Here is a 23,949-nt window from a genome sequence, read left to right as displayed (position 1 = left end):
CAGCCATCCACCATGTACATCGGCATCGACATCGGCACCTCGGAAGTGAAGGCTTTGTTGCTCGGCCCGGACCAGCAGGTGCTGGGTGCCGCCGGTGCGCCCCTGTCGGTGTCGCGCCCCCACCCCGGCCACACCGAGCAGGACCCGGCCGACTGGTGGGCGGCCACGCAGGACGCCCTGGCCAGCCTGCGGGCCGTGCACCCCGAGGAATACGCAGCCACCGAGGCCATCGGCCTGTCGGGCCAGATGCATGGCGCGGTGCTGCTCGATGCACACGACCGCGTGCTGCTCCCCGCCATCCTCTGGAACGACACTCGCAGCGCCGAGGAGTGCGCGGAGATGATGCGCGAGCTGCCGGCGCTGAGCGGCCTGGCCGGCAGCCTGGCCATGCCCGGCTTTACGGCCCCCAAACTGCGCTGGGTGGCACGCCACGAACCCGCGGTGTTCCGGCAGATCGCCAAGGTGCTGCTGCCCAAGGACCATGTGCGCCTGATGCTGACCGGCGAGCACGTGAGCGATCTGTCGGACGCGAGCGGCACCCTGTGGCTCGATGTGCAGCGCCGCGACTGGTCGGATGAACTGCTGGCACTGACCGGACTGGCGCGCCGGCACATGCCGCGCCTGGTGGAGGGCAGCGCAGCGAGCGGGCGCCTGCGGACCGATGTGGCGCAATCGCTGGGCCTGCGGCCCGGCACGGTGGTGGCCGGTGGCGCGGGCGACAACGCCGCCAGCGCCGTGGGCATGGGCGCGGTGCAGTCCGGGCAGGGGTTTCTGTCGCTGGGCACCAGCGGCGTGCTGTTTGTGGTCACACCGCAGTACCAGCCCAATGCCGCCAGTGCCACGCACGCGTTCTGCCACGCGGTGCCGGGCCGCTGGCACCAGATGAGCGTGATGCTGGCCGCCGCCAGCGCGCTGCAGTGGGTGGCCCACCTGCTGGGCGCTGCAGACGCGGGCGAGGTGGCCGCACGCGCCGCGGCGCTGAGCGCCCGGGCCCGCGAGGCAGCGCCGGTGTTTCTGCCCTACCTCAGCGGCGAGCGCACGCCCCACAACGATGCGCGGGTGCGCGGCAGCTTCCACGGGCTGGACATGGACACCGACGCCGCACGCCTGGGCTATGCGGTGATGGAGGGCGTGAGCTTTGGTTTGCGGGACGGCCTGGCGGCATTGCACGCCGCGGGCAGCGAGGTGTCGCGCCTGTCGCTGGTGGGCGGTGGCGCCCGCAGCGCCTTCTGGGCGCAGATGCTGGCCAGCGCGCTGAACGTGGAGATCGTGACCCACGGCGGCTCGGCCGTGGGCGGCGCGCTGGGCGCGGCCCGCCTGGGCGCATTGAGTGTCGGCACCCCCATGGAGTGGGCGTGCCTGCCGCCGCCCATCGACACCGTCTACCTGCCTGACCCTGCCGAGCGCGCCTTGCTGGCGCCGCGCCATGCCTTGTTTCGCAGCCTGTACCGCAGGCCCTGATGTCCCCGAGCCCCGTCCTGAGCCCTGTCCCGAGCCATGTTCCGTCCTTAGCCGAGAAAACCATGAGCACCTACTTCTCCGACATTTCCCCCATCGCCTACGAAGGCCCCGATTCCACCAACCCGCTGGCCTTCAAGTGGTACGACAAAGACCGTCTGGTGCTGGGCAAGCGCATGGAAGACCACCTGCGTTTTGCCGTGTGCTACTGGCACAGCTTCTGCTGGAACGGGTTCGACCCCTTTGGGTACGACGGCACTTTCGAGCGCCCGTGGCAGCAGGTGGCTGACCCCATGGCTGCGGCGCGGCTGAAGGCCGATGCGGCGTTCGACTTCTTTGCCCGGCTGGGCGCGCCGTACTACTGCTTTCACGACCGCGACGTGGCGCCCGAGGGCAGCACGCCCCGCGAGAGCGTGAAGTACCTGCACGAGATGGTGGACGTGCTGCAGGCCAAGCAGGCCCAGACCGGCATGAAGCTGCTGTGGGGCACGGCCAACCTGTTCAGCCACCGGCGCTTCATGTCGGGCGCATCGACCAACCCCGACCCCGAAATCTTTGCGCTGGCCGCGTTGCAGGTGAAGGAGGCGATGGACGCGACGCTCAAGCTCGGCGGAGAGAACTACGTGCTGTGGGGCGGCCGCGAGGGGTACGAAACCCTGCTCAACACCCGCGTGGGCCACGAGCTGGACCAGATGGGGCGCTTCTTGAACATGGTCGTGGAGTACAAGCACAAGATCGGCTTCACCGGCACCATCCTGATCGAGCCCAAGCCGCGCGAGCCCTCCAAGCACCAGTACGACTTCGACACCGCCACGGTCTACGGGTTTCTGGCCCGCTACGGCCTGGACAAGGAGATCAAGGTCAACATCGAGGCCAACCACGCCACGCTGTCGGGGCACAGCTTCGAACACGAGATCGCCACGGCCATCGACCTGGGCATCTTCGGCTCCATCGACATGAACCGCGGCGACATGCAGTGCGGCTGGGACACGGACCAGTTCCCCAACAACATCCCCGAGACCGCGCTGGCCCTGTACCTGATCCTGCAGGCCGGCGGCTTCACCACCGGGGGCCTCAACTTTGACGCCAAGGTGCGGCGACAGTCGCTGGATGCCGAGGACATGTTCCACGGCCACATCGGCGGCATGGACGTTGCGGCCCGCGCGCTGCTGATTGCCGAGAAAATGATCATCGACGGCCGCCTGGCCCGCCACGTCGATGCCCGCTATGCTGGCTGGAACGCGGCCTTCGGCCAGGACCTGCTGGCCGGCCGGCTGGGGCTGGCCGAGGTGGCCGACCGCGCCCTGGAGCGCAACCAGGACACGCGGCCGGTGTCGGGCCGGCAGGAGCTGCTGGAGAATCTGCTCAACAGCTATCTTTGACAACAACGAACCGGAAGCTTGGTTATGAAACCTGTGGTGTGGGGCGTGCTGAGCACGGCCAGGATCGGCATGCAGCACGTGATACCGGCCTTGCTGGCGAGCCCGCTGGTGGAGTTGCGCGGCATCGCCTCGCGCACGCTGCCAGCGGCCCGGCAGGCGGCGCAGCAACTGGGCATCGCCCAGGCGTATGGCAGCTATGAAGAGCTGCTGGCCGACCCGGCCATCGAGGCCATCTACAACCCGCTGCCCAACCACCTGCATGTGCCGCTGACCCTGCAGGCCGCGGCCGCCGGCAAGCATGTGCTGTGCGAGAAGCCCGTGGCGCTGAGCGCGGCCGAGGCTGGCACCCTGCGCGCCGCTGCAGGCCAGGTGCACATCGAAGAGGCCTTCATGGTGCGCCACCACCCGCAGTGGCACCGCGCGCGCGAGCTGGTGCGGGCCGGCCGCATCGGCACGCCGCAGGCGGTGCAGGTGTTCTTCTCGTACTTCAACGACGACCCGCACAACATCCGCAACCAGCCGGGCATCGGCGGCGGGGCGCTGTACGACATCGGCTGCTACGCGGTGCTGGCCGGGCGCTACCTGTTCGAGGCAGAGCCGCAGCGCGCCGTCGCCCTGGTGGACCGCGACCCGGCGCTGGGGACCGACCGGCTGACCAGCGCGCTGCTGGATTTCGGCGCGGGCAGGCAGGCCAGCTTCACCGTGTCGACGCAGAGCGTGCGCTACCAGCGGGTGCAGGTGGTGGGCACGCGCGGCCGCATCGAGCTCTTCATCCCCTTCAACGCAGTGCGCGGTGGCGAAATGCGCCTGGCGCTGGACGAGGGCGGCCTGCTGGACGGCAGCAGCATCACCACCGAAACCCTGCCGGCCTGCGACCAGTACCAGCTGCAGGTGGAGGCCTTCTCCCGCCGCGTGCGGGACGGTGAGGCCCCGCAGGCCCAGGGCATCGACGACGCGGTGGCCCAGGCACGGGTGATCGACGCGCTGTGGCAGTCCGAGCGCAGCGGGCGGTGGGAAGCGCTTGCCTGAGGACGGCGCGAACCCGCGAGTAGAGGGCGCCCGGGCCCACCAGCCGGGGGTTTGGCATCATTGACAGGCTGCCCCGGGCAGGGCGCACAAGCCCTCCGGCGCCGCCGTCCGGGCCCGGAACGCTGGCGGCCGCCCGAAGCCGGTTGGCGGCAGTCTAAAATCCCGCTCACTGTCGCCATCCGTCCTTGCGAGGCCGGCCCGGGGCGACCCCGCGCCCCAGCCTCTTGTCCGCGGTGCCCGCCGTAGTTGCTCAGCTGCTCTATGGTCAGGCACCTTCCAATTCACCTGTGATGCCGCTGCCGATCCCACTCCTGTCCGCCGCTCCTGCACCCGCCACCGCTGGCCTGGCCCGGCCGCGGGGGTGCCGCGCATGATGAAGCAGCTGGCGCTGGACATCGGCCTGGCCACAGGGCCCACCCTGGCCCGTTTCTTTGCCGGCCCCAACGAGGCCGCGCTGCAGCACCTGCGCCTGGCTGCCGGGGACGGCAGCAGCCTGGCCACTCGGTCGCCCGTGCCCACCTACCTGTGGGGCGAGCCCGGCAGCGGCAAGACCCACCTGCTCAAGGCGGTGCGCCAGTCCCTCCGGGAGCAGGGCGCCAGCGTCGGCTGGCTCGACCCGTCGGTGGCCGAGCCGCCGGACTTCAACGAAGACTGGGCCGCCATCGTCATGGACGACGTGCATCTGTACGACACCGCCCAGCAGGCCACGGCGTTCAACTGGTTCGTCAACGCCATCAGCCCGGCCAGCGGCAGCCAGCGCTGGGTGCTGGCCGCCGGCAACCTGCCCCCGGCCGACCTGCCCCTGCGCGACGACCTGCGTAGCCGCCTGGGCTGGGGCCATGTGTTCCAGCTGCAGCTGCTGGGCGAGTCCGAGCGCCGCTCGGTGCTGCGCCAGGAGGCCGACGCCCGCGGCGTGTTCCTGGGCGACGACGTGATGGACTACATGCTCAACCGCTTCTCGCGCGACCTGGGCAGCCTGATGCTGCTGCTCGACCAGCTCGATGCGTTTGCGCTGCGCACCCAGCGGGCGATCACCATCCCCTTGCTCAAAACGATGCTCGAATCGGAATGATGACGCGTCCTTCCTTGCCTTTTGTGAACCTGAATGACCTCTGACACCCGCCCCCTGCGGCTTGCGCTGTTCGACCTCGACCACACGCTGCTCCCGCTCGACTCCGACTACGAGTGGGGCGAGTTCACCATCCGCATCGGCTGGAACGACCCGGTGGAGTTCGCGCGGCGCAACGGCGAGTTCTATGCGCACTACCAGGCCGGCACGCTCGACGTGCATGACTACGTGCGCTTTGCGACCGAGGCCGTGCGCCTGCGCGGGCCCGAGGCTTCGGCGGCCGCGCATGCGCAGTTCATGCGCGAGGTGATCGGCCCGGCCATCCAGCCCCAGGCGCGCGATTTGATCCGCCAGCACCAGGCCGCAGGCGACACGGTGCTGATCGTCACCGCCACCAACGAGTTCGTGACCCGCCCCATCGCCCATGCGCTCGGCGTCGCCGACGATGCGCTGCTGGCCGTGCAATTGGCGCGCGACCCGCTCAGTGGCTGGTACACCGGCGAGATCGACGGCGTGCCCACCATGCGCGAAGGCAAGGTGCGCCGCATGGAAGAGTGGCTGGCCGCGCGCCAGCTCGGCTGGGCGGACGTGGACAGCACGTTCTACAGCGACTCCATGAACGACGTGCCCCTGCTGGAGAAGGTGAACCGCCCCGTGGCCACCAACCCCGACCCGCGCCTGCGCGCGCTGGCCCAGGAGCGCGGCTGGCGCATACTGGACCTGTTCCCCCAGACTGAAGCCAGCCAGGACGCTGCTTCCTGACACCCGCGCGCCTGCGCCAGACCTTTTGCTTCACTCGCTGACCCATGATCAAGAAGTTCATTGACAAACTGCTGGGCAAATCGACCCCCGGCACCTCGGGCGGAAAGCCCCATTTCGGCAAGCGCGAAGAGGTGCCCGCCACGGTGCACGGCATCGACCCCGAGCTGGTGGACCGCCGGGCTGCCGAGGTCGTGGCCACGCTCAAGCAGGCCGGCTACGAGGCGTATATCGTGGGCGGCGCCGTGCGCGACCTGCTGCTGGGCCTGCGCCCCAAGGACTTCGACGTGGCCACCAACGCCACGCCCGAGCAGGTCAAGGGCCTCTTTCGGCGCGCGTTCATCATCGGCAAGCGGTTTCGCATCGTGCACGTGGTGCACGGCCGGGGCCGCGAGCATGAGGTGATCGAAGTCTCCACCTTCCGCGCCTACCTGGACAACAGCGCCGCAGGGCAGCAGGTCAGCGGCAACGAGAAGACCTCCAGGGCGGCCCTGGCGGGCATGCAGCATGCCGTGGACGCATCGGGCCGCGTACTGCGCGACAACGTCTGGGGCCCGCAGGACGAAGACGCCACGCGCCGCGACTTCACGGTGAACGCCATGTACTACGACCCGGTCAGCCAGATCGTGGTGGACTACCACAAGGGCATCCAGGACGCGAAGAAGAAGACGCTGCGCATGATCGGCGACCCGGCCACGCGCTACCGCGAAGACCCGGTGCGCATCATCCGCGCGGTGCGCTTTGCGGCCAAGCTCAGCGGGCTGGGTTTCACCATCGAGGCCAAGACCGCCGCACCCCTGGTGGAGTCGCAGACCCTGCTGGCCGACGTGCCGCAAAGCCGCATGTTCGACGAGATGCTCAAGCTGCTGCAGACGGGCCACTCGATCGCGAGCGTGGAGCAACTGCGCAAGCTGGGCATGGCCAAGGGCATCTACCCGTTGCTGGACGTGGCGGTGGAGCGCGCCGACACCCCGTTCGTGAAGGCCGCGCTGCTGGACACCGACCGCCGTGTGAACGAGGGCAAGCCCGTGGCCCCGAGCTTCTTGCTGGCCTGCGTGCTGTGGGAAGACGTGCGCAAGAGCTGGACGGAGCGCCTGGCCCAGCGCCAGCACCCGCTGCCTGCGCTGCAGGACGCCATCGACGATGTGTTCGACAAGCGCATCGGCGATGTGTCGGGCCGCGGCAAGCTGGCCGCAGACATGCGCGAGATCTGGGTCATGCAGCCCCGCTTTGAAAAGCGCGTGGGCAGCACGCCGTTCGGCATGGTGATCCAGCCGCGCTTTCGCGCGGGCTTCGACTTCTTGCGCCTGCGCGCCGATGTGGGCGAGGTGGAGGAGGCCCTGGCGGAGTGGTGGCAGGACTTCCAGGGCGCCGACGACGAGCGCCGCGAAGACCTGATGGACCAGGCCAAGGAAGAGCAAAAGACCCGCCAGAAGGCCCAGCAGGCGGTGGTCAAGCGCGTGCCGCGCCCGGCACCTGCACCCGCCCCTGCACCCGCCGCGGCCCCCCGCGAGGGCGGCGATGCCGACGCAGCCGATGCCGGTGACGGCGCCGCCGAGTTCACGGCCGACGGCGCAGCCGCCCCCAAGAAGCGCCGCCGCCGTCGCCGCAAGCCCGTGGGCGACGGCAGTGCCAGCAGCTCGGTCCCCGGCCCCGAGCAGGACGCCTGATCGGCATGGCCCCGCGCCCTGCAGCCGCGATGCGGTGGGTGCGGCAGCCACAAGACAACCCACGGCGCAGACCCCGATGACCCCGGCACCGCAGAGCGGCGCAGCGCCTGTGCTGCGGCCTGACGACCAATCCGCTTCCACGGCCTATATCGGCCTGGGCGCCAACCTGGGCGATGCCGCCGCCGCCCTGCGCGCAGCCGCCCGTGCCATCCATGCCTTGCCAGGCACGCAGGTGCTGCGCGCATCGTCGCTGTACCGCAGCGCGCCGGTGGACGCCACGGGCCCGGACTATCACAACGCGGTGGTCGCCGTGCGCACTGCCCTGGCCCCCCAGGCCTTGCTGAGCGCGCTGCAGGCCATCGAGGCGGCCGCCGGCCGCGAGCGCCCCTACCGCAACGCACCCCGCACGCTGGACCTGGACATCCTGTTTTTTGGCGAACAGGCGATCGACACGCCCACGCTGACCGTGCCGCACCCGCGCTTGCAGGAACGCGCGTTCGTGCTTCTGCCCCTGGCCGAGATCGCGCCCCGCCAAGTCCACCCTGAGTGGCTGGCGGCGGTGCAGGATCAGCGCATCGAGCGGCTGTCGGCCGCGTGGTGCGAAGGGCTGTAGCCGCCCACTGGTCGCGCTGATCGGCTCTGCCGAGACCCGGCAAGCCGCAGGTGGTGTCGCCCTGGGGCGGGCGCCGCCGGCGACTCAGGGGTTCAACCCTGCCGCGCGCGTTGGTTGGACGCAAACACGTTGTCCTTGGCCAGCGCCGTGCCCGCCTGCACCGCGGCCATCCAGTCGGCCGTGGACACGGCTGCGGCAAAGTTGCTGTGGAACACCACGCTGAACACCCGGTGGATCTCTTCAGCGCTCGCGCGGCCCGCGGCATTGGCGTAGGGCAGGGCGCCCGTCGCATCGGCCAGGAACTCCACCGACAGCCCGCGGTGCGAGGCCTCGTAGATCGTGCTGGCGTCGCAGTTGTGCGTCATGTAGCCCACCACTGTGAGGGTGTCGATGCCGCGCTCGGCCAGCCACTCGGCCAGGCCGGTGTTCGTGAAGGCGCTGGCCATGCTCTTTTCGATACGGTGGTCGGCGTGGCGGCGGGCCACTTCGGGGTGCAGTTGCCAACGGTCGGTGGCCTTGTCGAACACGGGCGCACCGGTCGGCGCCGTGTGCTGCACCACCACCACCGGCACGCCGGCGGCGTGGGCGGCGTCCATGGCGCGGGCGATGTTGGGCAGGGTGTCGGCAACGGGCGGGTATTCGATGGGCAGGTTGCCGCCCGCGAAATACTCGTTTTGCACGTCGATGACGATCAAGGCGCGGCGGGGGGCGGTGGTGGCAGAGGTCATGGTCACGGTCCTGGGTGGATGAAGAAAAGTCTGGAATTGCCGTTCGGGAATGAGGTGATTGTTCGCGCTTGGGCTGTCCACCAAAAGTGGCTGGATTGACATGCATCGATAGAATCGGGCCATCATGCCTGCCTCTGCCGCGTCTTCCCCGCTGCCCGCTTCGTCGCCCGCCCCGGACACCGTGACCGTGGTGGCCTTCGACGGCATCAGCCCGTTTCACCTGTCGGTGCCCTGCCTGGTGTTTGGGGAGGACCGCACGGCCGAGGGCGCGCACCGCTACCGGCTGGTGGTGTGTGGCGTGGAGCGCGGGCCGCTGCGCACCTCAGCGGGTTTTGGTATCCACGTGGACCATGGCCTGGTGGCACTGCGGCGCGCGCAGATCATCGTGGTGCCGTCCTGGCGCGATGACCTGGCGCCGGCGCCACCTGCTTTGCTGGCGGCGCTGCAGGCGGCACACCGCCGCGGCGCGCGCATCGTGGGGCTGTGCCTGGGCGCCTTTGTGCTGGCCGAGGCGGGGCTGCTCGACGGCCGTGCCGCCACCACGCACTGGGCGCTGGCGCAGGAGTTTGCGCGGCGCTACCCCCGCGTGCTGCCGCGACCGGAGGTGCTGTACGTGGAGGATGGCCTGGTGCTCACCTCGGCCGGCACGGCTGCGGGCATCGACTGCTGCCTGCACCTGCTGCGCCAGCAGCACGGCGCCGAGGTGGCCAACCGCGCCGCGCGCCGCATGGTGGTCGCCCCGCACCGCCAGGGCGGGCAGGCGCAGTACATCCAGCAGCCGGTGGCCCCGTCGGTGCGTGGCGACCGGCTGGCGCCGCTGCTGCAGTGGGTGGGTGAGCATCTGCACCAAACCCACACCCTGGAGGCCCTGGCCGAGCGCGCCGTGATGAGCCCGCGCACTTTTACGCGGCGCTTTCGGCAGTCCACCGGCACCACCGTGGGCCAGTGGCTGCAGAACCAGCGCATCGCGCTCGCCCAGCGCCTGCTGGAGGGTGGCGACCAGTCCATCGAAGCGGTGGCACTCGCTGCCGGCTTCGGCTCGGCGGTTTCGCTGCGGCAGCATTTTTCTGCCAGCCTGGGCATTGCGCCGTCGGCCTACCGGCGGCAGTTTCGGCGCACTGAATAGTTCGATGCAGCCATTGTTTTTGCTACTAAATTTATAGCTGCTGGCGCTTTATAGACAAGCGGTAGTGGCTGTTTTTTTGTTGAATTGCATAGGGTAGAAGGCATGCACCGCTTTGCGGACCACCCGGCGGAGGCCCTTTGCACGTTGGTGGAACTGCAGTGCGTCTGCGGCGTATGCCGTGGCGTTGGCCGTCAGCCGCGGGTCGCTAGCGGCGAAGGGCAGGTTGGGGTGACGCTGCAACGACGGTTGAAGTCTGCGGTTGTCTCCATCCGCCGTGGCTCGTGGTGGAGAAGGAAAAGGTGGCCGCGATCATCGGCGTGGCCGGCACGGGCGTGGCCAAGGCCGTGATGCCGTACTGCGAGGAAAAGCGGGTGCCGCTCTTTGCGCTGACCGGAGACGACAGCGTGCGCAAAATCAAGCAGGAGTTCACATTCTTCTCGTGCGCCAGCTACGGCGATGAGGTCAGGAACATGGTGCGGCATGGCGCCACCATCTCGCACAAGAGCGTGTTCGTGGTGCACACCGACGTGCCCGCAGGCGCCTCCTGGGTCGACAGTGCGCGCCTGTCAGCGCAGGACAACAAGATCGAGTTCAAAGGCGCAATCGCTGCTGCGCCCGATGGCTCCAATGCAGACGTGGTGCTCAAAGCCTTCCTGGATTCGAAGGCGGCATTTCTGGTGATGGTGTATGCCGGTGCGGGGGTGAAAGTCCTGCTCGATCGATTGCACCAGGCCCATGTGTTTCCCGGCTCGATCTACCTGTTGTCGCAGGGTGCGACGCCCGGGCTGGTGGATTCGGTGCGCAGCAGTGCTTCCGGGCTCATCGTGTCGCAGGTGGTGCCGAACCCGTTTTCCACGCTCAGCCCGCTGGCGCGCGACTACGAAACCGCCATCGCCGCGTCGGCGGTGCCCAAGAACTACATGACCTACCAGGGCTTTTTGCTGGGCCGCGCCTTTGCCGACGCACTGGGCCGAACGAAAGGGGCGGCCACTGCGGCCGCGGTGGCTGATGCCTTGCAGGAGGCACCGCTGGCCTATGGCGACTACAAGCTGGACTACCGGGGCGGCAAGCGCCTCGGGACATCGTTCACCGACATTTCGATGCTCACCCGAGACGGCCGCTTCATTTCGTGAGACAGCCCCAGCGCAGCGCGCTTTGGGCGGTCAATCCACCTTCGCGCCAGACGCCTTCACCACCTGCTGGTACTTGGCGCGCTCGGCGGCCATAAAGCTGTCGAACTGTGCTGGTGTGGTGGACACCGGCTCGGCCAGCAGAGCGGCGAAGCGGGTCTTGGTTTCAGGCGCGTTGAGCGCCGCCACGAAAGCCTTGTTCAGCTTGTCGATGATGGGCTTGGGCGTGGCTGCAGGCGCCACCAGGCCCCACCAGGTGTCGATGGAAAAGCCCTTGAAGGTGGCGGACAGGGCGGGCACGCCGGGCAGCGAGGGCGAGGCGTCCAGCGAGGTCACGGCCAGGGCCTTGAGCTTGCCTGCGCGGATGTTAGGCGCGGCGGCGGCCAGGTTGTCGATGTTGAAGTCCACCTCGCCGCCCAGCAGGGCCAGCTGTGCGGGGTTGGCACCGCGGTAGGGGATGTGCAGCGCGAAGATGCCGGCGCGCTGCTTGAACATCTCGCCTGCCAGGTGGCCGGCGCTGCCGTTGCCGCCGCTGCCGTAGTTGAGCTTGGCGGGGTTGGCCTTGGCGTAGGCGATCAGGTCGGCCACGGTGTGGATCTTGAGCTGCTCGGCCTTGGCTGCGTTGATGACCAGCACGTTGGGCACGCGCACCATCTGCGTGATGCCCGCAAAATCCTTGGCCGCGTCGTACGGCATCTTGGTGTACAGCCAGGGGTTGACCGCATGCGTGGCGGTGGCCGCGATGCCGATGGTCAGGCCGTCCGGCGCGGCTTTGGCGATGGCGTCGGCACCGATGTTGCCGCCCGCGCCGCCCTTGTTGTCGATGATCACGGTGCCCAGCGAGTCGCGCACGCGCTCGGCCAGCGCACGGGCCGTCACGTCGATGGGGCCGCCCGCTGCGTAGGGCACGATCAGCCGGATGGGCTGGCCCGAGTCCTGCGCAAGCGCGACGTGGGAGGAGAAAGCCGCGGTGATGGCGGCGCTGGCGATGAGTATGTTTCTGCGGTTCATGGGTGCCATTGTGCAAAAAAATCGTAAGAAGGCTTACGAAAACCTTCGGGTGGGGCATTCTTTGGGGTCAGGACGGAGTCCTGGAGAGCCCCAGGTCCTCGACCAGCATGCCCAGTTCGTGCGACGAGCGGATGTCCAGCTTGAGAAAGATGGCCGAGCGGTGCGTGTCCACGGTGCGCGGGTCGATGGGGCGTTCCGGGTCGCGCTGGGCCATGGCGCGGGCGGCCTCCTTGCTGCTGATGCCGGTGGCCAGCAGGCGCGCCACCTCTTGCTGGCGGGGGCTCAAGGCATTCCAGCGCTCCAGCAGCTGGGTGCGCCGCTGCGTGTGGGCGGCCACTTCCTTGGACAGGGTCGCGGCGCGGTGCACGGCGGCGAGCAGCGTGGCTTCGTCGCACGGCTTTTCCAGCCAGTCCACCGCGCCCTGCTTGACGGCGGTCACGGCCGAAGCGAGTTCGCCGTGGGCGGACAGGAACACCGTCTTGAGTACCGTGCCCCGCTGGCGCATGGCCTCGAACACCTGCAGCCCGCTCATGCCGTCCATGCGCAGGTCCAGCAGCACGCAGCCAGGCCGGGACAGGTCGGCATGGGCCAGAAACTCTGCCCCGCCTTCGAAATGCTCTGCCACATGGCCGCCGGCCAGAAGCAGTGCGGCCAGGGAGTGGCGCACGCCTTCGTCGTCGTCGACGATGTAGACATGAACCGCAGGTGTTGCGCAGGCCAAAGGGGTGGTGGGGTGGTGGTCAGTCATGGCGAGAGTGCGGGTGGCGGGGTGTGGGACGGCAGCCGGATCTCGAAGACCGCGCCACCGCCCTCGCGGTTGCGGGCCAGCAGCTCGCCCCCCATGCTTTCGACGATGGAGCGGCAGATGTTCAGCCCCAGCCCCAGGCCGTCGGAGCGGGTGGTGAAGAAAGGCTCGAACAGGCGGTCGGCGATCTCGGGGGCCAGGCCCGGCCCGCGGTCCAGCACCTGCAGGGACGCCCGGCCCGCCTCGGTGGTGGTGTGCAGCAGCAGCTCGTGCCGCGCGGTGGGGGCGGCCTGCGACTGCATGGCCTGCAGTGCGTTCAGGCCCAGGTTCAGCACGACCTGTTCCAGCAGCACGCGGTCGGCGCTCACGCGCACGGGCTCGCGTGCCAGGTCCAGGCGCACCGCCACGCCGTGCCGGCGGGCTTCAGCGCGCAGCAGCAGGGCCAGGGACTGGTCTACCGCGGCATTGAGGTCGCAAGGCTCGCGCGACTCGGGGTGCTGGCGCACCCAGCGGCGAATGCGCCCCACGATGTCGGCGGCACGCAGCGCCTGGGCCGACAGGGCGGCCAGGGTGTCGTTCAGCAGGTCGGCCTTGCCCTGCGCTGCCAGCGACTTGGCGGCGGCTGCGTAGTTGACCAGGGCCGCCAGCGGCTGGTTCAGCTCGTGTGCCAGGGTCGACGCCATCTCGCCCACGGTGATCACGCGCTGCACGCGCTGCAACTGGGCCTCGCGCTGCTGCTGGTGCTCTTCGGCCCGCTTTTGGGCGGTGATGTCCACCACCGAACTCATCCAGCCGATGTGCTCGCCATCGCCGTCGATGAGCCGCGCCGTGTAGAACATGGTGTACACGTCCGATCCGTTGCGGTGCCGCAGCCGGTTCTCGTGGCCGTGGGGCGTGGCCTTGCCGGCCAAGGCGGTGTCGCTGTCCTTCCAGTGCCGCGCCAGGTCGTCGGGGTGCCAGTAGGGGTAGGGCGGCAGGCAGCCGATGAGTTCGTCCGCGCTGTAGCCCACCATGTCGCACATGGCAGCGTTGACATAGACGATGCGGCCTTCGAGGTCGCGCGCCCGCATGCCCACCAGCAGTGAATCTTCCATCGACTGGCGAAACGCCTGCGCCTGCTGCAGTTCGTGGGTGCGTTCATGCACACGCTGCTCCAGCTCGATGCGGGCCTGGCGGTTCTCGGTCAGGCGCCGCTCGCGCAGCTGCCAGTAGAGCGCACCCAGCACCAGCAGGCCCGACGCCAGGGTGGCCAGCGCCCACGCCTGCTGGCGGGCCACGGCCACCACCTTGCTGTCGGCCGTGATGGTCAGCGACCAGCCGAGGTCGGGCAGGGGCTCCTCGTACGCCAGGTATTCCTTGCCGGTGTCCGGCACGCGCAGTTGCCCGCCGGGCTGGTCGGCAGGCAGCTCCAGCTTCCAGGGCACCGGCTCCGGCGACCATTGCGCGCCGTACTGCTCGTCGTGCTGCACCTGCCGCACCGCGTCGTGCGGCAACGGCCGAGTGGTCTTATAGAGCCAGGGCGCCACCGACCCTAGGAACACGATGCCGCGCTCGTCGGCCACGAACACCGGGTCCCGCAGCTGCGACCAGGTGTCCACGATGGGCTGCATGCGCACCTTCACGGCCACCACGCCGATCACCTTGCCGTCGGCCTGCTGCACGGGCGCGGATGCGAACAGACCGGGCTCGCCGGTGGTCTTGCCCACGCCGTAGAAGCGGCCCGTCAGGCCATGGAGCGCGTCGCGAAAATACGGGCGGTTGCCGTAGTTCTGGTCGACGAAACTGCTCGGGGTGTCCCAGTTGCTCGACGCCAGGGTCATACCCTGGGCATCCATCACGTACAGCGTGTCGGAGCCCGCGCGGGTGTTGACGGTCTGCAGGTAGGCGTTGGCAGCCTCGCGCACCTGCGGCGAGGTGGGATTGCGCAGCAACTGCGCCACCAGCGGCTGCTGCGCCGCGGTAAAGGGCAGATAGCTGTAACGCGTGGCCACGCCCCGCAACGCCAACGCCTGCACCTCGGCCGAGCGGCGCAGGTTGTCCCACTGTGTATCGAGCTCGTTGCGCGTGGCCCATTCGCCCGCACCCAGCACCAGCAGCACCGCCATTCCCAGCACGGCCGCCATGGGGCCGCTGGCGCGCAGGGCCTTGCGCCCGGCTGCCGGCTCGATGGAGGGGCTGGCGGACGCTGACGCAGGCGCAGGCGGTAACGCGTGCGCGGACGCCTGCTGCGAGTTGGGCAGGCCTTGCGGCATCTCCATGCCCGCGCTCCTCAGCCGCCGTGCTTGTCGGCTTCGGAGGTGAAGGCGTCGGCGTAGAACTCTTCGGGAGGCAGGCCGCGCTGGGCGCTATAGGTGTCGCGAGCAGACTCGACGACGATGGGCGCGCCGCAGGCATACACCTGGTGGCCCGAGAGGTCGGCAAAATCATCGAGCACGGCTTGGTGCACAAAGCCCGTGCGGCCCGTCCAGCCGTCTTCGGGCTGCGCGTCCGACACCACGGGCACATAGGTCAGGTGCGGCATCTCGGCCGCGCGGGCCAACACCCAGTCGTGCATGTACAAATCGCCCGGCCGGCGCCCGCCCCAGTAGAGCACCGTGGGGCGGGTGATGGCCTTGAACTGCATGTGCTCGATGAGCGCCTTGATGGGCGCAAAGCCCGTGCCCGAGGCCAGCAGCACGATGGGGCGGTCGGAGTCCTCGCGCAGGAAGAAGCTGCCGAACGGGCCTTCGACCCGCAGGATTTCCTTTTCCTTCATCGCGCCGAACACGTGGTCGGTGAACTTGCCGCCCGCCATGTGGCGGATGTGCAGCTCCACGCCGGGCGCCTCGGCCTGCGTGTGCGGCGCGTTGGCCATCGAGTACGCACGGCGCGCGCCGTCGCGCAGGATGAATTCGATGTACTGGCCCGCGTGGTAGCGGAAGGTGTCGGCCGCGGGCAGCTGCAGGCGCACCTGCATCACGTCGTGAGATGCCTTGGTGAGGGTGGACACGCGCACCGGCATCTTCTTGATGGGGTAGGCGCTCTCGTCGGTGACCTGGCGCGACTCCAGCACCACGTCGGTCAGCGGCTCGGCGCAGCAGGTCAGCACCAGGCCAGCGGCCTCTTCGTCGGCCGTGAGCGCCTTGGACTGGTGCTCGCCATGGTGGACGGCACCGCTGATCTTCTTGCATTTGCACGAGCCGCACGCGCCGTCCTTGCAGCCATAGGGCAGGCCGACGCCGCTGCGGATGGCGCCGGCCAGGATGGCTTCGCCGGCGTTGGCGGTGAAAGCGCGGCCGCTGGGCTGTACGGTGATCTGGAAGGCTCTCGGGCTCGCGGTCTCGGCGCTGGTCATCTTGTGGGTATCCTTGGGAACGTACTTCTTCAAGAACCGGTGTTCTTCGCATTCACCCGGCTGAGTAAACGGACCGATTTTGCCTTCAAACCAAAACCCCCTTGGCGCCCTGCCGGCGCGTTTTCGCCGCGAGCGCCTGCTGATCGTGGGCTGTGGTGACGTGGGTCAACGCGTGGCGCGCCAGCTGCACACCGGCCCGGGAGCAGGGCGCATGCAGGTGCTGGCACTCACGTCGAGCCCCGAGCGCACTGCCGCCTTGCGCGCCCAAGGCATCCGCCCGCTGCGCGGCAACCTGGACGACGCGGCCACACTCAAGCGCCTGTCGGGCATTGCCACGCGGGTATTGCACCTGGCACCGCCACCCGGTGAAGGCGCTGGCGGCCAGGGTTGGTGGCGTGATCCGCGCACGGTGGCACTGGCCCGGGCGCTGCGCTTGCGCAGCCTGCCGGTGTCGTTGGTGTACGCATCCACCACCGGTGTGTACGGCGACTGCGGCGGCGCCCTGGTGCCCGAGACCCGTGCCGTGGCCCCCGGCACGCCGCGTGCACAACGCCGTGTGAACGCCGAGCGGGCGGTGCGCCACCTGGGCCGTGCGGGTGTGCGCGCCAGCGTGTTGCGCATTCCCGGCATCTACGCCCCCAACCGCGAAGGAGGCACGCCCGAAGCCCGTCTGCGCCGCGGCACACCCGTGCTGGTGCCTGAAGACGATGTGTTCACCAACCACATCCACGCGGACGACCTGGCGCGTGCCTGCCTGGCCGCGCTGTGGCGCGCCCGGCCTCAGCGCATTTACAACGTGAGCGACCAGACAGAGCTCAAGATGGGCGACTACTTCGACCTGGCGGCCGACCTGTACGGCCTGCCACGGCCGGCCCGCGTGCCGCGCAGCGCGGCGCAGGAGCAGTTGTCGGTGATGCTGCTGAGCTTCATGAGCGAATCGCGCCGGCTGGACAACCGGCGCATGCTGAAAGAGCTGGGCCTGGTGTTGCGCTATCCCACGGTGGAACAGGGCCTGCGCGCGTAAGTGCTTTGAATGCAGGGGCGACGACGGGGAGGCAGCTCCACGTCGCCCAAGTCAGCAAGGCGCCTGGCCGCCGTTGGATCGGCACACGCCGCCCTGGCCGGGGAAGCGCCCCGGGCCCACACGGGGATAAGTGTTGCCCTGGTTGTCCGTGCACCGGAAGTCGCCGCACTGCGTGAGGCGCGGCGGGGGCTGAGGGGCTTGGTACACAGGGGGATAGCGCTGGGGCACGACCACCACGCGGGGCTGGTTGGCCCGGGCCTTTTCGACCTCGGCATAACCCTGCGGACCCAGGCAATCCAAGTCCACCTGCCGCTGGGCAGCCTCCAGGCGCACGTCCTGCTCGTAGTTGGAGCGTGACAAGCCCGACGCCACCATGTCCAGGTTGCGCCGGGAGCGGGCGCATTCGGCCGACCGTGCGTAGTCTTGCGGTTGGGGGGCGGCTGCGGCTGCCTGCGCTGCCTTCGCGCGGTCGCGCTCCGCGGCGCGGCGGGCGTCCAGCTCTGCCGCGGTGGCTTCGGATTGCAGGCGCTGCTGCTTGCGCTCCAGCGCTTCGGCTGCCAGTTCTCGCTCTTGTTGAAGCTCTTGCGGGGACTTGCGTGCTTCGACCTCTCGGGCGGCCGTGCCACCGGCGCACTCGCCGTCGGTGTAGGTCACCTTGCCGGTGCGGGCATCGGTACAGCGCAGCACCTGGGCCTGTGCTGCAGTCCCGAGGGTAACCGCGCACAGGCACAGCAGAAGGTGATGCAGGCGGATCGTCATGGCAGTGACCTGAAAGAGTCGAGGAGGATTGCCCGGATTTTCGCTCCAATGCTACCTTGGCAGAAGCTGTGTTGTGTGCACGCGGTGGCTGGCGGCGGCTCTCGGTGGATAAGCGGCGCCTGAATTCTCTTCACGAATCTGCTTTAACGGACGGCGCCAGAATCCCTTGGCCGTGCGGGCTGCACCACAAGACCGGCACACCGCAGCAGGCGGTTGCCGGTCTTCGTGGTCGTCACAGCCCGCCGCTGGGGATCAAGGCTTGTCAGGGTTGTTGATGCCCTGGCGTGCACGCCAGTCACCCGGGGCTGGCGTGTAGCTGTCGGGTGCCATGCGACCGGGGCGGGACTCACGGTTACGGCGATCTTCGGCAGCGCGACGGTCTCGATCGGCCTGCTCGCGGATTGCCTGGTCACGGTCTCGCTGGCGGCGGTCTGCATCGCGCGCCTGCTGGTCACGGCGGTCGCGGTCACGATCGCGGGCGGCGCGGTCACGTTCGGCACGGTCGCGCTCGATGCGCTCTCGTTCACGTTCACGATCGCGCCAGTTGTTGTTATTGCGATCACGGTCGCGTTCCCAGCGGTCGTCGCGGTCACGGCTGCCGTAGTAGATTGTTGCGCCAGGGGCCGAGTAGCCGGGGTACACCGGAGGGCTCGAATAGACGGGTGGGCTCGAATACACCGGCGGGCTGGAGTACACCGGCTGCGAGTTGTAGATATAGCCAGGCTGCTGCTGGTATGCGGGCTCGTAGTACGGATCGCCCGGCACAGTGGCACAACCGGTCGCTGCGGCGCCCAATACCGCGAGGGAAATGATGCGGGCGAATGTGTTTTTCATACTGTTCAGACCCCCGGCAGGGCGTGGGCGTTCCGACCTGCTCGTAAAGCCCCCGAAAAGCACCCCGGCGGAGTGTTACAAATGCGTGGGCTGCGTTTTCACGCGTGTCCCACTTTAGCGTTCGGGGCGGGGGGTTGGTTGACCGGACGTCGATGCCGCGAGTAGGACGTTTTCCCCTACGGCGTGTATCCGGAGCTGTGGCATAGCTGCGCGAAGACTCAAAAATGATAGCGGCTACCGCTTGTCCAGCAAGCGGTAGCCGTCTAAAACTTTCAAAATCTCGGTCCGCAGTTCAGCCCTGAAGGCCTCACCGCGGCAGTCGCGTCATTTGGGCAGCACGCGGCGAATGGTTTCCGCCAGGTCTTCGGCCACGAACTTGGCCACATAGCCATCGGCGCCCACGCTGCGCACGTGGTCTTCATTGGCAGAGCCCGACAGCGACGAGTGGATCACCACCGGCAGGCCGTGAAAGCGCGCATCCTGCTTGATGTTACGGGTCAGGGTAAAGCCATCCATCTCGGGCATTTCCAGGTCGGTCAACACCATGGCGACGCGGTCGAGCACGGTCTTGCCCTCGGCCTCGGCGCTCTTGGCGATGGCGTTGAGACGGTCCCAGGCCTCCTTGCCGGACTTGACCATCTCGTACGGCGCCTTGAGCGCCTTGAGTTCCTGCTCGATGAGCGAGCGGGCCACGAAGGAATCATCGGCCGCCAGGATCATCGTGCCGGGCTTGAGCTTGAGCTTGGCGCCCACCTTCTCTTCGGTGACCTCATGGCCGTCCGATGGCGACACCATCTGCAGGATGGCTTCCACGTCCAGCACCTGGGCCAGGCGCGATTCGTCGGTGTTGCCGTCCAGGCGGGCGATGCTGGTCACCAGCTTGCCCTTGGCGCCGCTGGTTTCGGCCGAGAGCACCTGCTTCCAGTCCAGGCGCACGATGTCTTCCACGGATTCGACCGCAAACGCCTGGGTGGTGCGGGCGTACTCGGTCACCAGCATGATGTTCAGGCCCGTCTGGGGCTTGCAACCCACGATGGAGGGCATGTCCAGCACCGGGATCACTTGGCCGCGCAGGTTGACTACGCCCAGCGAGTGGGGCGTGGTCCCCGCGATCGGGGTGATGCTGGGCATGGCCACGATCTCGCGGATCTTGAACACGTTGATGCCGAAGAGCTCGGATTTGCCCAGGGCGGCGTCCACACCCAGGCGAAACAGCAGCAGCTCGAACTTGTTGGTGCTGGTGAGGTTAGTCCGCTCGTCGATGTCCTGCTGCACTGCTTTCATGATGGATCCTTTGCGCAGAAAAAAGATACGCGCTTTTACAAATTTTAGGAGCAGAACGCTGTGCGCAGTGCGCTAAATCTTCAGGCAATACCCGAATAGTGCGCTGCAGCATCGCGCCGTCGCGGCGCCGACACAGCCCGGGGCTGATATCCCTACCCGGTGCAAGGCCGCTGGTCCGACAGGCCCGGGCGTCCTTGTGCAGTGGCGGCGCGCAGCCATGCGGCCCCGCGAGGCCTCTGGCTTTGTACCGTATTGCCCTAGCAGGGCACCAGAACTTTTCAGCCATGTTGCCCCGTTGCCCCGTTCCCCCGTTGCCGCAGCACGTCAGGCAGCCCCGCGGTGCCTCAGCGTCTCAGTCCGCCACCCCCGGCACCTGCCGCAGGTAGTCCTGCAGCGCCGCGATGGCCTGGCGCACTTTGGCCGGCTGGGCGTCGCGCTGGGGCGTCACCGCCCAGATGTCCATGGTGCCGAACGACCAGTCTGGCAGCAGTTGCACCAGCCGCCCGGCCTGCAGCGCCTCGTGTGAATCCATGCTGCCCACCAGCGCCAGACCCAGCCCCGCCTCGCACATCTGCTGGATCGACAGCTGGTTGTTGCTGGCGATGCGTGGCTCCACCCGCAGTGCGCGCGGCTCGCCGGCAGGGCTGCGCAGGTCGACGAGCAGCCCGCCGTTCTCGCGCGCAAAGCCCAGCCAGCTGTGCGACAGCAGCGCATCGGGGTGTTCGGGCCAGCCGTGCGCGGCCACCCAGGCGGGCGATGCGCACAGCCGCCACTGCATGCTGCCCAGCCGCCGTGCGGCCCAGGTGGAGTCGGCCAGGCGACCGTAGCGCACCGCCAGGTCGATGCGGGCATTGATGAGGTCGATGGTGGCGTCGTCCACCAGCAGCCGCAGGCGCAGGGCCGGGTGGGCGGCCAGCAGGTCACCGAGCGCCGGGGCGATGTGCCGCGCAAACCCCACCGTGGCCGACAGGCGCAGTTCGCCGCTGGGGGCATCACGTGAGGCCGCCAGCTCCGCCCGCGCCTGCTCGGCGGCCGCCCACATGGCGGCGCAGCGGGAGTGGTAGCGCTGGCCCGCCTCGGTGAGCGCCAGCTTGCGCGTGGAGCGGTGCAGCAGCGTCACGCCGCCGTCGCTCTCCAGCTTGCGCACCTGCTGGCTCACGGCAGAAGTGCTCATGCCCAGCGCGCGCGCGGCACCGCTCATCGAGCCGTGCTGCACCACCGCGGCGAACACGGCCATGCGTTTGAGGTCGTCCATGGAAAGAAGGCGTAGGGGTGAAAAAGCGGTTGATTGTGAAGTACAGCTTCAAGCACAAGGCATTTGAAGCCCTCTACCGCACGCTTTGACAAGCCCCTATTCTCACTGCATCCCAACTCTCTGACCTGAGGAACCCTCCATGAACATCGCCCTGATTGGTGCCACCGGCTTTGTCGGCTCGGCCGTGCTCGACGAACTGCTGCAGCGCGGCCACCGCGTGACCGTGCTGGCCCGCAACCCCGGCAAGCTGACCGCCCGTGAACGGCTGACGGTGGTCGTCGCCGACGCCCAGGATGCCGCACAGATCGCCCAAGCCGCTGCCGGCCACGACGCCGTGGTCAGTGCCTACAACCCCGGCTGGACGGTGCCTGACATCCACGACCAGTTCCTCAAGGGCACCCGCGCCATCATCGACGGTACCAAGCAGGCGGGCGTGCGGCGCCTGCTCGTGGTGGGCGGCGCCGGCAGCCTGTTCGTGGCGCCCGGCGTGCAACTGGTGGACACGCCGGACTTCCCTGCCGAATGGAAGCAGGGCGCCCTGGCTGCACGCGAGGCCCTGAACTGGATCCGCACCGAGAACACGCTGGACTGGACCTTCCTGTCGCCCCCCATCCTGCTGGCCCCGGGCGAGCGCACCGGCAAGTACCGCCTGGGCACCGAGGCGCCCCTGATGAATGGCGAGGCGCCCGGCGGCATCAGCGTGACCGACCTGGCCGTGGCGATTGCCGACGAGCTGGAAACGCCGCGGCACGTGCAGCAGCGGTTCACGGTGGCGCATTGATACGCATCGAGGCGAATTGACATCACGTGGCGCGCCTCATGGGGCGCAGCCGTTCAGTCCCGGCCCCCCGTCGGGCGGAAAAAGCGCCTTGTCCTACAGGGAGCGTGCTCACGGTAGCGGCACGATATGTTGAAGGCGGTAAAAAATTGCAAGAAAACTCGGGAAGCTGCCCGCCCGCGTGACTGGACGTTGCTGCGTCCGCTCGCGGTCGGTGCCGAGCGGTTTGGCTTGCGCAGGCCGCCGGCAACCCAGCGCTTCCGGAGTTTGTTTCTGTGCCTACTTTTTCTTCGCTGAATACGCAGCAATCCCCCATATACAACCGCTTGCCTGCAGCCTTGCGCGCTTGGCGCCGCTTGAGCCGCATGAGCCTCTTGTGCGTCCTGGGCTCGGCAATCGGCGTGCTATCGACCACCGCCAGCGCCCAGGATGCTCCGCCGGAGCAGCGCCGCATCTTCATCGACGGCGCCCGCGCCGCCGGGGATGTGGGGCTTGCATCGGTGGGGGTGCAATTGCCTTGGGAATGGCGCCGCTCCTTCCTGGGGGGCGAACTCTCGGGCCACTGGGATGCCCACGTGGCCCATTGGCGCGCGCCCGCTGGTACGGCGGCGTCGGAGCGGCGGCATTGGACCCAGCTGGCGCTGGTGCCCACGCTGCGGTTGCGGTTTGACGGCGGGCGGTCGGCGTGGTTCATGGAAGGGGGCATCGGCCTGTCGGTGCTCGACGGGCGCTACGCCACACGGCACAAGACCTTCAGCACGCGCTTCAACTTTACCGACCACCAGGGCATTGGTTTCAACTTCGGTGCGCAGAGGCAGCACGAGCTGATGCTGATCGTGCGCCATGTCTCCAACGGTGGCATCCGCAAGCCCAACCCGGGCGAGGATTTCGTGCAGTTGCGCTACGGCTTCGCCTTTTGAACGAAGTCGGGGCGCGCGCATGAACGCGTTGAGTGCTACTTATTTGATAGCTGTGGGCGCTTGTCCAGTGCGCGGAAGAGGCAATTTTTAGTTACTAAACGCCGTATTGCCCCCACTGCGCGCGAGGTGCCCGGGACGCACAGGGCGCCCATCACCCATCACCCGTCACCCGTCACCCGTCGATCAGCTGCGGGTCCCACGCGAACACGGTCTGCTCCTGCTCGCCCAGCTTCTCGATGCCCAGGCGCATCACGTCGCCGGGCTGGAGGAACTGCGCCTGGGGCTTCTTGCCCATGCCCACGCCGGGCGGGGTGCCGGTGGTGATGAGGTCGCCGGGCTCCAGCGTCATGAAGCGGCTGAGGTAGCTCACCAGCTGCGCCACCGTGAAGATCATCGTGCGGGTGCTGCCGGTCTGCTGGCGCTCGCCGTTCACGTCCAGCCACATCGACAGATTCTGGGGATCGCCCACTTCGTCGGCGCTCACCAGCCAGGGGCCGATGGGGCCGAAGGTGTCGCAGCCCTTGCCCTTGTCCCAGGTGCCGCCGCGCTCGAGCTGGTATTCGCGCTCGGAGATGTCGTTGATGGTGCAGTAGCCGGCCACGTGCTGCAGTGCATCCGCCTCGCTCACGTAGCGCGCGCGGGTGCCGATCACCACGCCCAGCTCCACCTCCCAGTCGGATTTGACCGAACCCTGCGGCAGCACCACCGGGTGGTTGCAGCCCACAGCGCAGTCCACCGTCTTGGTGAAGATGATGGGCTCCTTCGGGATGGCCATGCCGGCTTCGGCCGCGTGGTCGGCGTAGTTCAGGCCGATGGCGATGAACTTGCGCATGCCCGTCCACGGCACGCCCAGGCGGCCCTGGGGCACGACGGGCAACGTGGCGGGATCGATGGCGGCCAGCGCGGCCAGGCCAGCGGGCGCCAGGGTGGCGGGGCTGATGTCGGGCAGCACGCCGCTCAGGTCGCGCACCGTCCCGTCGGTGTGCAGCAGGGCGGGTTTTTCCTGGCCCTTGGGGCCATGGCGAAGCAGCTTCATGGTTC

The 23,949-nt window shown here is 68.5% G+C and carries 22 protein-coding genes; 12 read left to right on the top strand and 10 right to left on the bottom strand.

The genetic code is table 11. From position 1 onward, the window contains the following. Positions 1–12: 12 nt before the first annotated feature. From xylB to folK, 7 genes are all read left to right on the top strand, one after another. Positions 13–1,461 carry a xylulokinase gene (gene xylB, locus ACSQ3N_RS20515; RefSeq protein ID WP_436147307.1) on the top strand — a complete coding sequence of 483 codons (1,449 nt, stop codon included), beginning with the start codon at positions 13–15 and terminating at the stop codon, positions 1,459–1,461. Positions 1,462–1,523: 62 nt separating this feature from the next. Continuing rightward, the gene (gene xylA / locus ACSQ3N_RS20510) at positions 1,524–2,840 is read left to right on the top strand and encodes a xylose isomerase (RefSeq protein ID WP_436147306.1); all 1,317 of its coding nucleotides are present in this window, start codon (positions 1,524–1,526) and stop codon (positions 2,838–2,840) included. 24 nt (positions 2,841–2,864) lie between these two features. Further along, positions 2,865–3,869, top strand: coding sequence for a Gfo/Idh/MocA family protein (locus tag ACSQ3N_RS20505; protein ID WP_436147305.1), 1,005 nt, complete (start codon positions 2,865–2,867; stop codon positions 3,867–3,869). A 373-nt stretch (positions 3,870–4,242) separates the two neighbouring features. After that, entirely contained in the window at positions 4,243–4,941 is a 699-nt protein-coding gene (gene hda / locus ACSQ3N_RS20500) for a DnaA regulatory inactivator Hda (RefSeq protein WP_396503913.1), read from the top strand. Positions 4,942–4,974: 33 nt separating this feature from the next. Beyond that, positions 4,975–5,700 (top strand): HAD family hydrolase, encoded by a 726-nt coding sequence (locus ACSQ3N_RS20495; protein ID WP_436147304.1) that lies wholly within the window; start codon positions 4,975–4,977, stop codon positions 5,698–5,700. 44 nt (positions 5,701–5,744) lie between these two features. Beyond that, positions 5,745–7,367, top strand: a complete 1,623-nt coding sequence (pcnB, locus tag ACSQ3N_RS20490; protein ID WP_436147303.1) for a polynucleotide adenylyltransferase PcnB — start codon at positions 5,745–5,747, stop codon at positions 7,365–7,367. Positions 7,368–7,443: 76 nt separating this feature from the next. Further along, positions 7,444–7,980, top strand: coding sequence for a 2-amino-4-hydroxy-6-hydroxymethyldihydropteridine diphosphokinase (gene folK, locus ACSQ3N_RS20485; RefSeq protein ID WP_436147302.1), 537 nt, complete (start codon positions 7,444–7,446; stop codon positions 7,978–7,980). Between the two features lie 92 nt (positions 7,981–8,072). Here the strand turns inward: folK and ACSQ3N_RS20480 are convergent, their stop codons facing one another. Next, the gene (locus ACSQ3N_RS20480; protein WP_056412815.1) at positions 8,073–8,708 is read right to left on the bottom strand and encodes a cysteine hydrolase family protein; all 636 of its coding nucleotides are present in this window, start codon (positions 8,706–8,708) and stop codon (positions 8,073–8,075) included. A 124-nt stretch (positions 8,709–8,832) separates the two neighbouring features. Between ACSQ3N_RS20480 and ACSQ3N_RS20475 the strand changes: the two genes are divergently transcribed. Together ACSQ3N_RS20475 and ACSQ3N_RS20470 are read left to right on the top strand one after the other, a co-directional pair. Next, positions 8,833–9,834 carry a GlxA family transcriptional regulator gene (locus ACSQ3N_RS20475; protein WP_436147301.1) on the top strand — a complete coding sequence of 334 codons (1,002 nt, stop codon included), beginning with the start codon at positions 8,833–8,835 and terminating at the stop codon, positions 9,832–9,834. A 281-nt stretch (positions 9,835–10,115) separates the two neighbouring features. Continuing rightward, the gene (locus ACSQ3N_RS20470) at positions 10,116–10,967 is read left to right on the top strand and encodes an ABC transporter substrate-binding protein (RefSeq protein WP_436147300.1); all 852 of its coding nucleotides are present in this window, start codon (positions 10,116–10,118) and stop codon (positions 10,965–10,967) included. 30 nt (positions 10,968–10,997) lie between these two features. Here ACSQ3N_RS20470 and ACSQ3N_RS20465 read toward each other — a convergent pair whose 3' ends face one another. The 4 genes from ACSQ3N_RS20465 to ACSQ3N_RS20450 all read right to left on the bottom strand — a co-directional run bounded on the left by ACSQ3N_RS20465 (position 10,998) and on the right by ACSQ3N_RS20450 (position 16,054). Further along, positions 10,998–11,975 carry a Bug family tripartite tricarboxylate transporter substrate binding protein gene (locus ACSQ3N_RS20465; RefSeq protein WP_436147299.1) on the bottom strand — a complete coding sequence of 326 codons (978 nt, stop codon included), beginning with the start codon at positions 11,973–11,975 and terminating at the stop codon, positions 10,998–11,000. Between the two features lie 67 nt (positions 11,976–12,042). Beyond that, positions 12,043–12,723 (bottom strand): response regulator transcription factor, encoded by a 681-nt coding sequence (locus ACSQ3N_RS20460; protein WP_436147298.1) that lies wholly within the window; start codon positions 12,721–12,723, stop codon positions 12,043–12,045. Continuing rightward, entirely contained in the window at positions 12,720–14,978 is a 2,259-nt protein-coding gene (locus ACSQ3N_RS20455) for a sensor histidine kinase (protein ID WP_436147297.1), read from the bottom strand. The genes ACSQ3N_RS20460 and ACSQ3N_RS20455 overlap by 4 nt, the downstream gene beginning before the upstream one ends. Before the next feature lie 11 nt (positions 14,979–14,989). Then, positions 14,990–16,054 carry a CDP-6-deoxy-delta-3,4-glucoseen reductase gene (locus ACSQ3N_RS20450; protein ID WP_436147990.1) on the bottom strand — a complete coding sequence of 355 codons (1,065 nt, stop codon included), beginning with the start codon at positions 16,052–16,054 and terminating at the stop codon, positions 14,990–14,992. Between the two features lie 79 nt (positions 16,055–16,133). On the opposite strand from ACSQ3N_RS20450, the gene ACSQ3N_RS20445 reads away from it, so the two are divergent. Continuing rightward, positions 16,134–17,078, top strand: a complete 945-nt coding sequence (locus ACSQ3N_RS20445) for an SDR family oxidoreductase (RefSeq protein ID WP_436147296.1) — start codon at positions 16,134–16,136, stop codon at positions 17,076–17,078. A gap of 51 nt (positions 17,079–17,129) precedes the next feature. Here the strand turns inward: ACSQ3N_RS20445 and ACSQ3N_RS20440 are convergent, their stop codons facing one another. From ACSQ3N_RS20440 to ACSQ3N_RS20425, 4 genes are all read right to left on the bottom strand, one after another. Beyond that, positions 17,130–17,837, bottom strand: a complete 708-nt coding sequence (locus tag ACSQ3N_RS20440; RefSeq protein ID WP_436147295.1) for a DUF4124 domain-containing protein — start codon at positions 17,835–17,837, stop codon at positions 17,130–17,132. A 252-nt stretch (positions 17,838–18,089) separates the two neighbouring features. Next, on the bottom strand, positions 18,090–18,671 hold the full coding sequence (locus ACSQ3N_RS20435) for a hypothetical protein (RefSeq protein WP_235507301.1): 582 nt from the start codon (positions 18,669–18,671) through the stop codon (positions 18,090–18,092). Between the two features lie 324 nt (positions 18,672–18,995). Beyond that, entirely contained in the window at positions 18,996–19,955 is a 960-nt protein-coding gene (locus ACSQ3N_RS20430; RefSeq protein WP_056165232.1) for a chemotaxis protein, read from the bottom strand. A gap of 352 nt (positions 19,956–20,307) precedes the next feature. Then, positions 20,308–21,210, bottom strand: a complete 903-nt coding sequence (locus ACSQ3N_RS20425) for a LysR family transcriptional regulator (RefSeq protein WP_436147294.1) — start codon at positions 21,208–21,210, stop codon at positions 20,308–20,310. 139 nt (positions 21,211–21,349) lie between these two features. Between ACSQ3N_RS20425 and ACSQ3N_RS20420 the strand changes: the two genes are divergently transcribed. Further along, on the top strand, positions 21,350–21,991 hold the full coding sequence (locus tag ACSQ3N_RS20420) for an NAD(P)-dependent oxidoreductase (protein WP_436147293.1): 642 nt from the start codon (positions 21,350–21,352) through the stop codon (positions 21,989–21,991). 362 nt (positions 21,992–22,353) lie between these two features. Further along, entirely contained in the window at positions 22,354–22,908 is a 555-nt protein-coding gene (locus ACSQ3N_RS20415) for an acyloxyacyl hydrolase (protein ID WP_436147292.1), read from the top strand. 172 nt (positions 22,909–23,080) lie between these two features. Here ACSQ3N_RS20415 and ACSQ3N_RS20410 read toward each other — a convergent pair whose 3' ends face one another. Beyond that, positions 23,081–23,944 carry a fumarylacetoacetate hydrolase family protein gene (locus tag ACSQ3N_RS20410; protein WP_436147291.1) on the bottom strand — a complete coding sequence of 288 codons (864 nt, stop codon included), beginning with the start codon at positions 23,942–23,944 and terminating at the stop codon, positions 23,081–23,083. Positions 23,945–23,949 lie beyond the last annotated feature (5 nt).

The sequence above is a fragment of the Acidovorax sp. LjRoot194 genome (assembly GCF_964253015.1).
Classification (GTDB): domain Bacteria; phylum Pseudomonadota; class Gammaproteobacteria; order Burkholderiales; family Burkholderiaceae_C; genus Acidovorax.
Note: the sequence above shows the minus strand (reverse complement) of the source record. Positions and strands in the feature narration are given on the sequence as shown.

Excerpts from the sequence above, each read along its gene's own strand:
- hda (WP_396503913.1), top strand. The coding sequence starts at position 4,243 with ATGAAGCAGCTGGCGCTGGACATCGGCCTGGCCACAGGGCCCACCCTG.
- ACSQ3N_RS20410 (WP_436147291.1), bottom strand. The coding sequence starts at position 23,944 with ATGAAGCTGCTTCGCCATGGCCCCAAGGGCCAGGAAAAACCCGCCCTG.
- pcnB (WP_436147303.1), top strand. The coding sequence starts at position 5,745 with ATGATCAAGAAGTTCATTGACAAACTGCTGGGCAAATCGACCCCCGGC.
- ACSQ3N_RS20480 (WP_056412815.1), bottom strand. The coding sequence starts at position 8,708 with ATGACCTCTGCCACCACCGCCCCCCGCCGCGCCTTGATCGTCATCGAC.
- ACSQ3N_RS20450 (WP_436147990.1), bottom strand. The coding sequence starts at position 16,054 with ATGACCAGCGCCGAGACCGCGAGCCCGAGAGCCTTCCAGATCACCGTA.
- ACSQ3N_RS20425 (WP_436147294.1), bottom strand. The coding sequence starts at position 21,210 with ATGGACGACCTCAAACGCATGGCCGTGTTCGCCGCGGTGGTGCAGCAC.
- ACSQ3N_RS20420 (WP_436147293.1), top strand. The coding sequence starts at position 21,350 with ATGAACATCGCCCTGATTGGTGCCACCGGCTTTGTCGGCTCGGCCGTG.
- ACSQ3N_RS20460 (WP_436147298.1), bottom strand. The coding sequence starts at position 12,723 with ATGACTGACCACCACCCCACCACCCCTTTGGCCTGCGCAACACCTGCG.
- ACSQ3N_RS20475 (WP_436147301.1), top strand. The coding sequence starts at position 8,833 with ATGCCTGCCTCTGCCGCGTCTTCCCCGCTGCCCGCTTCGTCGCCCGCC.
- ACSQ3N_RS20440 (WP_436147295.1), bottom strand. The coding sequence starts at position 17,837 with ATGACGATCCGCCTGCATCACCTTCTGCTGTGCCTGTGCGCGGTTACC.
- folK (WP_436147302.1), top strand. The coding sequence starts at position 7,444 with ATGACCCCGGCACCGCAGAGCGGCGCAGCGCCTGTGCTGCGGCCTGAC.
- ACSQ3N_RS20465 (WP_436147299.1), bottom strand. The coding sequence starts at position 11,975 with ATGAACCGCAGAAACATACTCATCGCCAGCGCCGCCATCACCGCGGCT.
- ACSQ3N_RS20415 (WP_436147292.1), top strand. The coding sequence starts at position 22,354 with ATGAGCCTCTTGTGCGTCCTGGGCTCGGCAATCGGCGTGCTATCGACC.
- xylB (WP_436147307.1), top strand. The coding sequence starts at position 13 with ATGTACATCGGCATCGACATCGGCACCTCGGAAGTGAAGGCTTTGTTG.
- ACSQ3N_RS20430 (WP_056165232.1), bottom strand. The coding sequence starts at position 19,955 with ATGAAAGCAGTGCAGCAGGACATCGACGAGCGGACTAACCTCACCAGC.
- ACSQ3N_RS20455 (WP_436147297.1), bottom strand. The coding sequence starts at position 14,978 with ATGGAGATGCCGCAAGGCCTGCCCAACTCGCAGCAGGCGTCCGCGCAC.
- xylA (WP_436147306.1), top strand. The coding sequence starts at position 1,524 with ATGAGCACCTACTTCTCCGACATTTCCCCCATCGCCTACGAAGGCCCC.
- ACSQ3N_RS20505 (WP_436147305.1), top strand. The coding sequence starts at position 2,865 with ATGAAACCTGTGGTGTGGGGCGTGCTGAGCACGGCCAGGATCGGCATG.
- ACSQ3N_RS20495 (WP_436147304.1), top strand. The coding sequence starts at position 4,975 with ATGACCTCTGACACCCGCCCCCTGCGGCTTGCGCTGTTCGACCTCGAC.
- ACSQ3N_RS20435 (WP_235507301.1), bottom strand. The coding sequence starts at position 18,671 with ATGAAAAACACATTCGCCCGCATCATTTCCCTCGCGGTATTGGGCGCC.